This is a genomic window from Niastella sp., from assembly GCF_045805085.1.
Lineage (GTDB): Bacteria > Bacteroidota > Bacteroidia > Chitinophagales > Chitinophagaceae > Niastella.
Genome location: NZ_JBJMLX010000113.1, coordinates 1 through 14,288, shown reverse-complemented (window position 1 = coordinate 14,288; position 14,288 = coordinate 1). Strand labels below are relative to the sequence as shown.

At 44.1% G+C, this 14,288-nt stretch carries 11 protein-coding genes; 3 read left to right on the top strand and 8 right to left on the bottom strand.

Annotated features, from left to right (window positions below):
* The coding region (locus ACJ751_RS05705; RefSeq protein WP_407744414.1) for a hypothetical protein at nt 1-551 on the bottom strand (551 nt) is incomplete at its 3' end.
* Nucleotides 552-918: 367 nt separating this feature from the next.
* On the opposite strand from ACJ751_RS05705, the gene ACJ751_RS05700 reads away from it, so the two are divergent.
* Together ACJ751_RS05700 and ACJ751_RS05695 are read left to right on the top strand one after the other, a co-directional pair.
* Nucleotides 919-1,764 carry a hypothetical protein gene (locus tag ACJ751_RS05700; RefSeq protein ID WP_407744413.1) on the top strand — a complete coding sequence of 282 codons (846 nt, stop codon included), beginning with the start codon at nt 919-921 and terminating at the stop codon, nt 1,762-1,764.
* A gap of 49 nt (nt 1,765-1,813) precedes the next feature.
* Nucleotides 1,814-2,170 (top strand): hypothetical protein, encoded by a 357-nt coding sequence (locus ACJ751_RS05695; protein ID WP_407744412.1) that lies wholly within the window; start codon nt 1,814-1,816, stop codon nt 2,168-2,170.
* Between the two features lie 128 nt (nt 2,171-2,298).
* Here ACJ751_RS05695 and ACJ751_RS05690 read toward each other — a convergent pair whose 3' ends face one another.
* The 7 genes from ACJ751_RS05690 to ACJ751_RS05660 all read right to left on the bottom strand — a co-directional run bounded on the left by ACJ751_RS05690 (nt 2,299) and on the right by ACJ751_RS05660 (nt 10,882).
* On the bottom strand, nt 2,299-2,640 hold the full coding sequence (locus tag ACJ751_RS05690; protein ID WP_407744411.1) for an ADP-ribosylation/crystallin J1: 342 nt from the start codon (nt 2,638-2,640) through the stop codon (nt 2,299-2,301).
* A gap of 7 nt (nt 2,641-2,647) precedes the next feature.
* Nucleotides 2,648-3,601, bottom strand: a complete 954-nt coding sequence (locus ACJ751_RS05685; RefSeq protein ID WP_407744410.1) for a hypothetical protein — start codon at nt 3,599-3,601, stop codon at nt 2,648-2,650.
* 35 nt (nt 3,602-3,636) lie between these two features.
* On the bottom strand, nt 3,637-4,452 hold the full coding sequence (locus tag ACJ751_RS05680; protein WP_407744409.1) for a CheR family methyltransferase: 816 nt from the start codon (nt 4,450-4,452) through the stop codon (nt 3,637-3,639).
* A 12-nt stretch (nt 4,453-4,464) separates the two neighbouring features.
* Nucleotides 4,465-8,043 (bottom strand): response regulator, encoded by a 3,579-nt coding sequence (locus tag ACJ751_RS05675; protein WP_407744408.1) that lies wholly within the window; start codon nt 8,041-8,043, stop codon nt 4,465-4,467.
* Between the two features lie 29 nt (nt 8,044-8,072).
* A complete protein-coding gene (locus ACJ751_RS05670) occupies nt 8,073-9,320 on the bottom strand; it encodes a sensor histidine kinase (protein WP_407744407.1) in 1,248 nt (415 codons plus the stop codon).
* 25 nt (nt 9,321-9,345) lie between these two features.
* Entirely contained in the window at nt 9,346-9,801 is a 456-nt protein-coding gene (locus tag ACJ751_RS05665; RefSeq protein WP_407744406.1) for a response regulator, read from the bottom strand.
* A gap of 274 nt (nt 9,802-10,075) precedes the next feature.
* Complete coding sequence (locus ACJ751_RS05660; RefSeq protein WP_407744405.1) at nt 10,076-10,882, bottom strand: glutaminyl-peptide cyclotransferase; 807 nt, start codon at nt 10,880-10,882, stop codon at nt 10,076-10,078.
* A 134-nt stretch (nt 10,883-11,016) separates the two neighbouring features.
* Here ACJ751_RS05660 and ACJ751_RS05655 point away from each other — a divergent pair.
* A partial coding sequence (locus tag ACJ751_RS05655; protein WP_407744404.1) for a two-component regulator propeller domain-containing protein occupies nt 11,017-14,288 on the top strand: 3,272 nt, incomplete at its 3' end.

Here is a 14,288-nt window from a genome sequence, read left to right as displayed (position 1 = left end):
GTATTAATTTTAATGTAAGTGAATTTGTATTTTGATTCAGTATTTTGAATTAATTCTTCCATCCACGCAATATCATTTTTATATCCTCTTACTGAACCAAGAAATTTTTGCCAATATGTAACCACATAGTAGTCGGCTTCCTTAAACTGGGACATTGTTACTGGCTTTTCATCCAAATCATATGTTTCACTTATAACATTCTGAAAAGTTACTTTAGTATTTTTGCAGTTTTGAAAACTGTCAACTTTGCCTTCTATCAATTGCTTAAACTGAAAGCCGTGACAAGTCACTGCTCCATTATAGCAAACCTGATTTCCATTTTTATCAAAAATGTAATATCCAATAGTCATTCCTAATAATAATTTTTCTTGCGCATTAGACGTGTCTGCTTTTATTATCAATGAGTTATTAGTTGAAAAGTTATTTTCTGTCTGGAATTTTTTTATGGTTGATGTATTTTCAACCGTTGGGTCTTTTAACATCGTATTTAGTAAAATGGTCTTACAAGCTGTCAAAAAGAAGACTGGTATCAGGAGTAATCTTATTCTCATATTATTAGTAGGGTTTTAAAAACTTGCAGGCAATACTTAAATATAAACCGTTAACCGGCTTTGGCCTAAAAAACAGTATCCATTTTCCTGTTTTTAGCTTTTGGTTGACAATTCATGTTCAGAATAGAGTGGGGGTGTTACTAACGATCTCCTGGCACCGAGATTTATAAAATGATGATATAACTGAAGGTGTTTTCTTCTTTTTATATTTTGCACGCATTGCAATAATTCGAATATGTCAAAGAATGTTGCTGCCACCATACAGGAGCATTTTTTGCGATTATCGAAAAGCTTTTCGTAATATTTGGAATAAAAAAGTAGGTAAGCAGGTGAAAGTGATAAATTTGCGCGAATAATTCCTTGTAACATGTACAAAACCCTACTGATAACAATCTTCCTTTGCGAGGCAGTATTTACTTTTGCACAACAAAACAATACCGGTACACCGGTGCTGGAGGTGTTCTCCGCCTGTGGCTATATTGGTATACCACAGAATGGGAAAGTACAATTCTATAGCTGGAATTATGATGAACTGAAAAACGACCATTCCTGGATGCTGTCAGGGGAATTCCTTATTCCTGTAGGTACAGTTGCTTTGGCCGGAAACGAGCGGAAGTTAATTATACTGTTCAAGGACAGCATCGTTTTTTATGAAATGAATAATGAAGAGGATCGTGGCCTCCAATGGAACCGTTATAGAGCTTACACGTTCGATTCAACTCAAAGGATTACACCAAAAAACTGGATCAGGAACGCCTACAGCACTGAATGCGACTTCATCTACCTGGATGGAAACCTTGAAAAAGGATATGCGTATGACGATAACAGATGGGTGAATATTAATGAACTGGTTTATAAGAACGCAAAACCATTGCCACCGCTCGTGGTCTGCGGTGATTATAAATACATCTTTGACTTCCAAACAAGTGGCATAGCAGTAGCTCGGGTAACGAAAGATGCCGTTACCTTCTGTTTGCCCTCAACATTTTCGCTGCTTATGCTAAAAAAGTATATGAAAGCCGAAGAGCTAAATAACTATGTCAGGGAAATGGAAAGCAGGACATTTATCCTGCCTGCAGGTACAGAGAGCGTTTTTATATATCAGTGGGAAACTATTGCAACTGTCAATAAACAGGGAATTGATTTCTTCATTTATTCTAAAAAAAATGGGAAATGGGAAAAGCAGAATTACATGACCCTGCTTTTTAAATAGTAATTATGAAGTGGCTGATATTGAAATGAAAAGAGAAATTATCGGCTCGATGTTTAGGGTTCCACTGGAAATTTCCCGCTACCAGCCAGCGCATCCTTATGACAGAAAGTACGATGAATATTTTGAAAAACGAACATCTGGAAAATGGAAGAACAATAGCCAAAGATTGAGTATCGAAAGCTATATCACCATGATCCAGCAAGGGAAATGCCCCTGTTGTACGGAAGCACTAAAGATCAACCAGAACTGGTGTTTAAGTCTGAAAAAGAAAGCCTCCCTGGGAGGAGAATACAAATTAGACAATATTGATGTCGTCCATGATAAGTGTTATGGACAATGGCAAACCCAAAGAGCTTCACAAGTGAAACCGGCCACCCCAATAAAGGGTGGTTTACAACGGGCTTGAGCCGGATGAGGTGAAAATCTCATGTCCGGTTCTTAGGGGGCGAAAGGGTGGTAACATCCTTAGCTACCCGATATTCGAACTTCATAATCCCAGTATTAATTTTCCAATAAAGACAGAAGTGGCACCTCTTATCTGAATTCTCTAGTCACCTCAATCACCCCAACAATATTGTCATTAAACTCCTCCAGCTCTTCGGCCGGTACCCATAATTCATTGTGTATTTCGCCACCTACATTCTGGATCTCGAATTTGCTTACATAGTCGGTCTTTACTGCAAATTTGGTTACAAAGCCGGAACCTGATGCGGGTACATTCCAATCTCTGGCGATTTGAATGGCATATTCTTCATTCATCACCGGGTAAAAGATCGGTTGCTCGGGAAGGCGGGGCGGAAATCTTTTCCATGCTGACTGTTCTATTAAAACCAGTTCCTGTGGTCCAACCGGTCGGTAGAGTATTGTTGTTTCCATTGGATAATTATTTTATCTTAATCGTATGCGCCAACCCTTTAAAGGCAGCCAGGTTCTCATCGAAGTTGGTTTTGGCAACGCCCTGCATGCTGATAACATTATCGCCATTGGCAATTACACACTGGTACATGATGCTGGGCTTTCCATGCATTTGTCCATGCACTTCTGCTTCATAGGCATCATAGCCATTGATCTTTTCCGATGAACCGTTTTTTATCGTTGTATTGGTGAGCCCGTATCCTTCCAGTTTGCTTAACATCATATCGCCCACATTTTTGGCCGACATCCCTTTTTCAACAGGCATTTGCGTTAGTACCAAAAAAGGCGCATCCGGGTCATCTTTATTATCCTGTCCATTGATCGTATACACATACATATTGGTGGTGTAATGGAAGAATTTGAATGTTGACCGGCTGTCATCGATGGAAAATGCTGCTGATGCAAATGGGTCTATCTTATAGTTCTTGTCGTAATAGATCGTGTTCAGCGCGCTCAGGATCTCTTTTCCTGTGGTGGCATCTGTTTCAGGATAAACACCCATCACCATCGTGGAGAAGGTGGTATCGCCAAACACCAGCCAGTACATTCTGGCATTGGCATCTCCCTGCAGAGAAACATATTTAGCCGGATACCCATTTACTTTTATCTCCTGAAAATCGAATGTTTTTATTCCGCGCTGGTCAAACCCGGCTTTATTAAAGTTGGCTGCATTGGTATAATAGTTTCCACCCACCAGATCGGTGACTGTGATGGCTGCGTTGCCACTTTTTTGCAGTCCGGCCGGCGACTGGGAAAGCGTAAAACTGGCTGGGGGAATAATATACAACCGGGTGCCGGGAATATTGACGTGCTGGTTTGTTTTATTGTTCTGTATGTTGGGGTTGATCTTGCCGGTGGGTGCTGGTTTTTGTTTACAGGCTACCAGGAAGACCATAAAAACAGAAAGCAATATTTTATACATACTTATGAATTGGCCCCAATGTTACGCCATTCGATTTAAATGTTCGTTTTTCTCCAGATTTTTTCTTTGGGCGTCCATTGGGTGTATTGAGGCGCCACCTTTGAGAATCGCAGGCTTTCTTTTGAGCCTAAGATAAGAAAACCGAGTTTTTCCAGGCTGCTGTCGAACAGGTTAAATACTTTATCCTGCAATGTTCTGTCAAAATAAATAAGCACGTTCCGACAGAGGATGAGCTGAAACTCATTAAACGACCGGTCTGATGCCAGGTTGTGTGTGGCCACTACCATTTTTTCCTTTAACCGGTCGTGGAATTTAGCCCATTCGTACTTGGCGGTATAGTAATCTGAAAAGTCTTTTTTACCGCCACTGGCAATGTAATTTTCGGAATATTGTTTCATTTGCGACAAGGGGAAAATACCCCGCCTGATATTTTCTATTACAGTGGGGTTCAGGTCGGTTGCGTATAGCCGCGATTTATGCAACAGGTTTGCTTCTTCCAATAATATAGCCATTGAATACACTTCTTCCCCGGTTGAACAGCCGGCATGCCAGATGCGAATGAACGGATTGGTGGCCAACACAGGCAGGATCTGTTCCCTGATAGTTTTAAACAGCGAGGGGTCCCGGAACATTTCCGTTACGTTCACGGTTAGCTCCTGCACTATGTGGTTGCAATAGGCGGCATCGTTCTTTACTTTATACAACAGTTCTGCAAAGCTGGGAAAACGGTCTATGACCATTACCCGGTTCACCCTTCTTTTAAAAGAGGCCCGGGCATAATTGCTGAAATCGTACCCATACTTTTCAAACAATTCAGTTATCAGCAGATCCAGCTCATCCTCCTTGATCATACTATTTTTTGTTTAATGATACAACCACACGCGTAACAGGGAGATCAACTGGTCAACATCAACGGGTTTGGTAATATAATCGGAAGCGCCTGCTGCAATGCATTTTTCCCTGTCGCCAGTCATGGCTTTGGCCGTAACGGCAATCACCGGCAGGTTGCGGTATTGCGGCATTTTTCGAAGGAGTTTGGTGGTTTCATAACCGTCCAGTTCAGGCATCATCATATCCATTAACACCATGTCTATTTTTATACCACCTTCCAGTTGCTTCAACGCTTCTTTGCCATCGATGGCGGAGATCACCTGCATGCCATAACTTTCCAGCGATTTTGACAACGAGAAAATGTTGCGCACGTCATCATCTACCACCAGCACCGTTTTCCCTTTCAGTACTTCGCCGGTTTCCACCTTGCGGTTACGCCGGTAGGTGCGGGCATCCTGCTGGTTTTCTTCTACCAGGTGCAGGAACAACGACACTTCATCGAGAATGCGCTGGTAGGAGTGGGCTGTTTTTACAACGATGGAGTCGGCGTATTGCTTGATCTTTACTTCTTCGCTTTGCGACAGGTTTTTACCGGTGAACACGATGATGGGCACGTCCTCGAGCCCCTTTGTTTTTTTTACTTCATCCAGCGTGTCGTACGAGCGTTGGGCGGGTATACCCATATCGAGTATCACGCAATCTATTTCTTTTTGCGTGAGTGATCTTATACCATCTTCTACCGTGTTCTCAATTTCTGAGGCTACATTGTAATTGCTGAGAAAGTACGCCAGTGCTTTGGCGTGTTGCGTGTTTTCTTCAACGATCAACACTTTCTTGGGATGGCGGTTCAGGGCATGCTCGATCTTCGAGAACATTTCACCCAGTTTTTCAAAGGCAACAGGTTTGTTGATGAAATCAACCGCGCCTTTCGACAGGCTCTGGGTTTTCATCTGGTAGGCCGACATAATATGCACCGGGATGTGCCGGGTGCTGTTGTCTGCTTTCAGTTCATCCATCACCTGCCAGCCACTCATGACCGGTAATTGCAGGTCGAGTAAAATGCCCAATGGCAGATATTGTTTAGCCAGCGTAATGCCCTCATCGCCCCGAACGGCCACCATGCCTTTGTAGCCCTTGGCGCGGGTGTAATCGAGCAGCGAACGGGCAAATGCCGTATCATCTTCAATGATCAGGATCGTTTTATCACCGGCGGTTACTTCCGCACGGTCATCGTCAACCGGTGAGGGAATAATCGGTGAAATGTATTGGTATTCTTCCGTGGTGGCCGGTTTTTCTATTGGTTCCATGTGCACAGGACCGGTAACCGGAAGGGGCGTTTTTGACGTTCCCGCATGTTGAGTCACCGGCAGCACCAGGGTAAATTCACTGCCATGACCTTCCTCGCTGGTCACTGTGATCTCCCCATTCAGCAAATGGGCTAATTTCTGGCTGATGCTTAATCCCAGCCCGGTGCCGCCAAACTGCCGGCGGGTACTGCCATCTGCCTGTTGAAAGGCGTCAAAGATGATCGCTTGTTTATCTTTTGAAATGCCAATGCCGGTATCTTTTACCGAAAAACTGCATTCGTTTCCTTTCTTTGTTATACGCAGGATTACCGAACCTTTTTTGGTGAACTTGATGGCGTTTGAGATCAGGTTGCGTAGGATCTGGTTTAGCCGCAACCGGTCTGTTTCCATTGTAAGCGGGCAATCGCTTTCCTGTTCAACGGTAAAAGCAATATGTTTTTCATGGGCCAGCGGCGAAAACAGGTCCTGCAATTCATTCACAAGGTCATTGATGCGAACATCGGTATATTCCAGATCCATTTTACCGGCCTCGATCTTTGACAGGTCAAGGATCTCATCGATCAATGTCAACAGGCCCTGCCCGGATGTTTGTATTACATGGGCATATTCTATCTGTTCCTTTGTTAAATTATTCGTGTGGTTTTCGTTGAGCAAACGCGACAATAACAAAATGGAATTAAGCGGCGTGCGCAGTTCGTGCGACATATTAGCCAAAAACTCCGATTTGTATTTGGTGCTCAGGGTCAGTTCTTCGGCCCGGGCCTGTATTACGAGGTTCCGCTCAACGATCATTTCGTTTTTCTCTTCCAGCAAAAGGCTGCGCTCTTCCAGCTCCTGGTTGGCATGTTGCAGTTCTTCTTGCTGTACCCGTAATTCCTCTTCACTAGTTTGAAGTCGTTCTGCCTGCGCTTCCAGTTCGGCATTGATGTTTTCCAGCTCGGTATGTTGCGCCTGTAATTCTTCTGATTGCGCCTGGGTTTCTGCCAGCAGGTCCTGTAAGCGTTGATGGTCGCGGGCGCTGTGCACAGCCAGTCCGATATTATAACCGGCTTCGCGCATAAAATCGAGCATCACTGGGGAATATGACTGCAGGGAAGTAATTTCCAGTACACCCTTTAACCGGCTTTCATAAAAAATTGGAATAGCCAGTATAGAGGATGGTTTTATAGAACCGCCTGTAAAGTCGATGGTGACCTGGGTTTCGGGAATGTTTTCCAGGTGAACGGGTTGTCCGGACTGGGCGCAACGGCCCGCTATGCCTTCACCATACTGAATGTCGGCTTTGGCGGCTTTATTACCGATGGCAACCCCAGCTGCCAGTTGTATACTATCTTCATCTGTGCGCAGGTAAAAAGCGCCCTGGGCGGAACCGGTATAGTTGGTTATAAACTCAATTACATCGTAGGTAAGGAGCTCCAGTTCTTTTTTACCGATCATGATCTCGTTCAACTGCGCGATACCCGTTTGCAGCCATTGCTGGTCTTTCAGCTTAGTAAAGGAAATATGCAGCGCTTCCGTCATTTTATTTAATGCCCCGGCAATGCTGGCGAGGGCATCGTTGCCGGTATCTGCTATCTGCATAGTATAATTGCCATTCGAGACCTCTGTGGCTACGTCCTCGATCAGCTCAAGCCTTCTCGAAATTTGTTCGTCCCTTTCCTGTAATTCAAGTTGCAGGGCCGCCCGTTTCTGATAATCATTCAATACACGTACAAAGGAGATAATGGTAACCAGGATGCCCAGCACACAGGCTACTATAATAAGGGTAGGGGTGCTGGCTGCAAACCGGTCCATGGTATGCGCTCTTATTTTCAACAGCGATCCTTCTCGATCCCGCATGCGGGCGACGATTGTGCGTAGGCTATCCGTTTGCCCTTTTCCAACGATCAACAGGCTGTCGGGAATAAGCTCTCCGTTACGCTTCTTTTGTATCAGATCATTCAGGTAGCTCAGCCGGGCATTGACTTGTGTCCGCAGCAGGTCGCCATCCTGTTGTTGGGGGATGTTGTCAGCCGTAAGGGTTTTTAGATCACTTAACAGGTTGTTGGCTTTTTCCCTGGAGCCATTAAATGGTGCCAAAAATTCTTCCCGGCTTGTTATCAGGTAGCCACGTTCTGCGCTTTCGGCATCTGCCATCACCGCGATCAATCCATCTACTTTTCTGCCTACTTCATTTGAATGATTCACCCATTCGGCACTGTTCAATAAGTTGTTGATGCTTACATACGACGCTACGGCGCTTATGATAAGCAGTAACAAAGAAATGCCATAACCAATGATGAGGTTGCGTTTGAATGCATTCATCTTAATAAACTGTTTTATAAATTAAATCGTTAATGTGCGTTGTTGCTTTGTTTAAGCGGAAGTACAATGGTAAATGTGGCGCCTTCCCCTTCATGACTTTTTACGCCTATAAGCCCGTTGTGCTTTTCAACTATCTTTTTTACAATGGCCAGTCCAATACCCGTTCCTTCATATTGCGTTCTGCTGTGTAACCGTTGAAAGATCACAAATATTTTATCGATATACGACTCATCGAGCCCAATACCATTGTCACTGACGTGGATGCGTACATATTTGCCGGTTTTAACGGGTTCGGCATCCAGCGACAGTTCATCAACCTGTCCACTGTATATCTTTATTTGCGGTTGTATAGTTGTTTTAGAAAACTTCAGGGCATTACTCAACAGGTTCTGGAACAGTTGCCGCATTTGTGAGGCGATGGCCTCCACCTGGGGAAGTGTGGTTACCTGAATAAGGGCCTGTTTTTCTTTTATGGGCAGTTCCAGGTCGGCCAGCACATCTTTGATGACCTCATTCAGGTTCACGGGTGCAAAGTATGAGTCGGCCGTGAGCTTTGAATAACTCAGGAGTGCATTGATGAGGTTCCGCATTCTTTCGGATGAGGTGATCACCTTGGTCATTTCCTTTTGCGCTTCAGGAATGTTGGAGAGGTATTTTTCGTTGATGATCTTTATAAAGGTGATGATCTTGCGAAGCGGTTCCTGCAGGTCGTGCGAGGCCAGGTACGCATATTGCGCCAGTTCCGCATTGCGGTTCTCGAGGTCTTTATTTAATTGCGTCAGGTCCCTGGTTCTTTCTTCTACTTTGAATTCAAGCAGGGAGTTGACCTGTTCCACCTCCTGCTGTGATCTTTTGCGCATTTCAATCTCGCTCCGCAGGGTGTCTTCCACCTTTTTCAACTCCTTTCGCTGTTCGTAAAGCCGGTAAAACGTTCTTACTTTCAATAAAAGCAGATCGTTATCGAACGGTTTGGTGATGTAGTCGACCCCGCCTGAATCGTAGCCTTTGGCAATAAAACGTTTGTCGATATTGACTGCCGAAAGGAATATAATGGGTATATCCCTGGTTTTGTTAAGACCCGAGATGGCCTCTGCCACTTCATAACCGTCCATGCCGGGCATTTGCACATCGAGTATTATAACCGAGTATTCGTTCTTCAGGATCTTCTTCAGGGCTTCTTCGCCAGAAGCGGCGGTGTCGGTTTCATAGGCATATAATTGCAGTAAGGTTTTTAATGAGAACAGGTTTTCATATTTGTCATCAACAATAAGGATCATACTCCAAATGCTATTCTAAAATGTACTAACAAACTATAAAGCAGCTTATTTCTTTTTCCACTGACTGCAAAGCGGCGGGTAGTTTTGACACTGGTGTATGTGCAATTACTGATAATAGTTTTTTAAGTTCATTAACACCCCAGGGTTTGGTTATAAAGGCCATGGCGCCATGCATCATGGTATCTTCAATATCGGCTGATTGCGAAGAAGTGGTATACATCAGTACAGGGATGTGCTTAAGCCTGTCATCCTGTTTCAGCTGCCTTAAACATTCTTTGCCATCCATGCGAGGCATATTGATGTCTAAAAATATAAGGTCTGGTAAATTCGGCGCATTCTCCGTGAGCAGATCGATGGCATCTTTTCCATTGTTAACATAGAAAAAATCAACTTTATCATCTACTTTTTTCAGGGTATCCTGAAAAATAATAATGTCGTCAATGTCGTCATCAACGAGTAAAAAACTACGGGGGTGAGTCATATCTGAGCTATTATTCCTGTGTTTAGAAAATATTTTACAATTTGTTTCCTGATTCCCTTGCCTGTAAATACCTTAGAGTAAGGCCTTTTTACAATGTGATGGATAAGCATAGTACGTATTTGTGCAATCCACAGACCAGTAGGAGTCGGGTAAAAAAGTCTACAATAAAACAGGAAAAACCTCAGAAGGACTTCATTGTCAGATTGTTTATAATACGATTTTAATATCAATACCCATATCTATAAAGCCTTGTTTTAATATGAGGGGGCTTTATTTACTGCGATAATTTTAACTGATGAATATGCGGCCATAGTTTTCCGGTCACATACATATACCCGGTTGTGGAGTCGTAAGCAATGCCATTCAATGCATCGCCCCCTGTGGTCAATGCGGCTTTGAAAGCCAGTGTGCTCAGATCGAGTTTGCCTACTACTTTTCCATTTGCCGGATCTATTTTTACAATGTTGTTGGTAAGCCAGATATTGGCGTAGATATACCCTTTGATATATTCCAGTTCATTTAAGCTGTCGCGCCGGCGGCCATTTTCGGTTACTGGTAACTTTTTGTAGGTAGTAAGGTTATCAGGATCTAAGTAGTTTAATGAGTCGGTGCCATCGCTCATGATCACGGCTTTTCCATCTGTGGTAATTCCCCAGCCTTCTTTTTTTATGGGAAACTGTCCGATCTTTTTATAGGATGTTGCATCGTAAATAAACCCGATGTGGTTTTTGTAGGTAAGCTGGTAAAGCCTGTTCTTAAAAAATACAATGCCTTCACCAAACAGGGAATCCTGGGCCAGTTCCACCTTTTTAATAAAATGGCCGGTTTTCAGATCGTTTATGCCAATCAGCGACTTCCTGCCTTTATCCGGCGAACCCGTGCTTTCGAATAATTGTCCGTCATGCATCAACAATCCTTCAGTAAACAGGGAGGTGTCGTGCAGAAAGTAATCGACTTCTTCATATTTGATGGCAGGTGTAACCGGAGCGGCAACATCAGCGTTGTCGTTTTCTTCTGTTGAACTGGAATGGCAGGCGGATAAAATAAATGCCGTCAAAAAGACAAATAATATTGGTTTCATGGTATTTAAGTGGTACCAATATTAGTAAGATTACTCCATATTATTTTCAGCACCGCTGTCAAAAAATATAACTAGATAATTTCTTTTAATGCCCGGCTACTTTTAGTATACTTGCTATTGGAATGCTGCCCTATTTGAAAAGGTTGATCAAAACCCTGCTACTGCTGCCTGTTTGTATGTGTTTGGTATTGTTGCTTCCCGCGCAGCAACCAACTGCATGGCATTTTGCCCACCTCGATTTTGACCAGGGTCTCTCCAATAACCAGGTCAACTGCATTTACAAAGGAAAAAAAGGATTCCTGTGGTTTGGCACCATGAGCGGGTTGAACCGGTTCGATGGCTACACCTTTAAAACCTTCCGGCACAGCTTAAAAGATACTACTTCCCTTTCTGACGATTATATTGTAAAAATTGCACCCGGCCCCGATAACAAATTATGGATAGCTACCCGGGTAGGCTTCAATATCTATGATCCCGCAACGGAAAGTTTTGATCGTCGGGTTGACAAATATTTGCAAAGACGGCAGCTGCCGGCCTATGGATTAACCGATGTGATCCCGGCAGGAAAAGGTTTTTTGTTTGTATATCTCGACCTGGGGGTATACTATTATGAAGACAACAAGCCGGTACAACTCTTAACAAAGAACACCACCACCCAGATCAATGTTATTGCGGATGTAAAAACAGATTCTAAGCATAACATTTGGGTAGTGTATTGCAATGGATTGATAGAACAATTTGATGCCACCACAAAAAAGAAGCTCAGCAGCACCGGTATCCTGCAACAAAAACAAGGCACTGCCACGTTCATATACCGGTTGTACATCGACTCACAGGATGACTTGTGGGTCTTTGGCAGTGGCATTATCAATGGGCTGTACCACATCAACACCCAACAGAACACCCTGCAGCAAATAGCCAACAATGAAGGCATAGCCATACTCAGCAGTAATATTGTTATGAGTGTGGTGGAAGATAACAATGGGTTATTATGGATCGCAACAGACCATGGCGGCCTTAACCTCCTGAATAAAAAAGGATACACCGTGCGGGTGTTGCAGAATAAACCGAACGACAATAGCAGCCTGGCACAGAACAGTCTTACCGAATTGTATAAAGATGACCAGGGAATTATTTGGGTAGGCACCTATAAACAGGGGATCAATTATTACCACAAAGGCATTATACAATTTCCCTTATACCGGCACGACGAAGCCGACAAAACCAGTTTGCCCTATAATGATGTGAACGAGTTTGCGGAAGATGACAAAGGCAATCTCTGGATCGGCACCAATGGGGGCGGACTGTTATATTACGACCGGGATGCTCATACCTATAAACAATTCCGCCATGATCCTGCAAATGATAACAGTCTTTGCAACGATATTATAGTAAGCCTGTTTATTGACCATGCCAACATATTATGGATAGGTACCTATTTTGGCGGGCTCGATAGTTACGATGGAAAGACCTTTACCCATCACCGCCATGCTGCAAAGGATAGTGCAAGCCTGAGCGACAACCGGGTTTGGGAAATTTATGAAGACAGTAATAACGATCTCTGGATCGGCACGATGGAAGCCGGTTTGGAGAAATACGATCGCGCCAAAAACCGGTTCATCCATTTCAAACCCCTGGCCGCAAACTCTGTGCATAAGGGTTATATTTCATCCATAGCAGAAGACAGGAAAGGAAATTTATGGGTAGGTACTTCCTATGGCATCGATGTGCGCAATAAGCAAACCGGCGCTTTTACCCAGTTGCTGGGGCGCGAAACAAAGCTCAGCAATGACAACATTATTTCCATTTACAATGACAGCCGGGGCCTTACCTGGGTAGGCACCCGCGAGGGCCTGAATGTATACAACCCTGAAACCAACAGCTTCCTGTCTTATAGAAGGGAAGACGGCCTGCCCGATAATACCATCCTGAATATACTGGAAGACAATGCCCACGACCTGTGGGTGAGCACCCTCAGCGGCATCAGCCGGGTAAGTTATTCCGGATCATTGAAAGAAGGCATTCGTATCAGTTGCATCAACTATGACCGGTTCGATGGTTTGCAGGGGGAAGCTTTCAACGAAAATGCCGCTTTACAAACCAGGCGCGGGGAACTTATTTTTGGCGGTCCTAATGGATTCAACCTGTTCGATCCGGCTACAATAACCATCAATACCACTACGCCGCGGGTACTGTTAACCGGTTTACAGGTATTTAATCAATCTATAGAACCTGGCGACACTATACGTAACCACGTGATCCTGCAAAAGGCCATTTCAGAAACAGAGACCATCACCCTGCGCTATGATGAAAATATCTTCACCCTTGAATTTGCTGCCCTGGGTTTTATCAATAATCATAAAACCAGGTATGCCTATCGCCTGAAAGGGTTTAACGATAACTGGCTGTATACCGATGGCAGGATCCGCAAAGCTACCTATACGAACCTCGATCCCGGAAAATACACATTTTATGTAAAAGCTTCCGATGAACGCGGCAAATGGAGCGACCCCGCGGTTGCCGTTACTATTGTGGTGTTGCCGCCATTCTGGTTATCGCCCCTGGCTTACGTCTTATATATATTGATCGCACTGGCTCTTTTGTACTTTGCCCGCCGATCGGTTATTCAACAAACGAAAATGCGTTTTGCATTGGAGCAGGAACGAAAGGAAGCCAGCCGCATGCGCGAGCTGGATTTGATGAAGACCCGCTTTTTTACCAATGTCAGCCATGAATTTAGGACACCGCTTTCCCTGATCCTTACGCCGTTGGAAGGCATGATAAAAACGGCAGCGGAACCAGCGCAGCGAACGCAATACCAGTTAATACATCGCAATGCCCGCAGATTGTTGAACCTGGTAAACCAATTACTTGATTTTCGCAAAATGGAAGTGCATGAATTAAAGCTGCATACCACCGAAGGCGACATTATACAATTTATTGAAGAATCGGCCGGCTCGTTTACCGATATCGCGGAAAAAAAACAGATCCGATTTTCTTATACGGCCTCATTAAAAAGTCTGTACACCCGGTTCGACCACGACAAACTTGAACGCATCATTTTCAACCTGCTTTCCAATGCGTTTAAATTCACTGCTGAGAACGGCGCTGTATCTGTACACGTACATGCATTGAAAAAGGAAACAGATACCCTGCTTGAAATAAAAGTAAAAGATACCGGCATTGGCATTCCACCCAACCGGCACGAAAAAATATTTGAACGTTTCTTTCAGCACGATCTACCCGGCACCATGATGAACCAGGGCAGTGGTATTGGCCTGGCCATCACCAAAGAATTTGTACACCTGCTTGGCGGCGCCATCAATGTGGAAAGTGCAGAAGGCAACGGTTCCACATTTACGATGTTGTTACCTGTAACAGAGATAATTCCTTCAGTTACTGTACC

Excerpts from the sequence above, each read along its gene's own strand:
- ACJ751_RS05660 (WP_407744405.1), bottom strand. The coding sequence starts at position 10,882 with ATGAAACCAATATTATTTGTCTTTTTGACGGCATTTATTTTATCCGCC.
- ACJ751_RS05675 (WP_407744408.1), bottom strand. The coding sequence starts at position 8,043 with ATGAATGCATTCAAACGCAACCTCATCATTGGTTATGGCATTTCTTTG.
- ACJ751_RS05700 (WP_407744413.1), top strand. The coding sequence starts at position 919 with ATGTACAAAACCCTACTGATAACAATCTTCCTTTGCGAGGCAGTATTT.
- ACJ751_RS05665 (WP_407744406.1), bottom strand. The coding sequence starts at position 9,801 with ATGACTCACCCCCGTAGTTTTTTACTCGTTGATGACGACATTGACGAC.
- ACJ751_RS05695 (WP_407744412.1), top strand. The coding sequence starts at position 1,814 with ATGTTTAGGGTTCCACTGGAAATTTCCCGCTACCAGCCAGCGCATCCT.
- ACJ751_RS05680 (WP_407744409.1), bottom strand. The coding sequence starts at position 4,452 with ATGATCAAGGAGGATGAGCTGGATCTGCTGATAACTGAATTGTTTGAA.
- ACJ751_RS05670 (WP_407744407.1), bottom strand. The coding sequence starts at position 9,320 with ATGATCCTTATTGTTGATGACAAATATGAAAACCTGTTCTCATTAAAA.
- ACJ751_RS05685 (WP_407744410.1), bottom strand. The coding sequence starts at position 3,601 with ATGTATAAAATATTGCTTTCTGTTTTTATGGTCTTCCTGGTAGCCTGT.
- ACJ751_RS05690 (WP_407744411.1), bottom strand. The coding sequence starts at position 2,640 with ATGGAAACAACAATACTCTACCGACCGGTTGGACCACAGGAACTGGTT.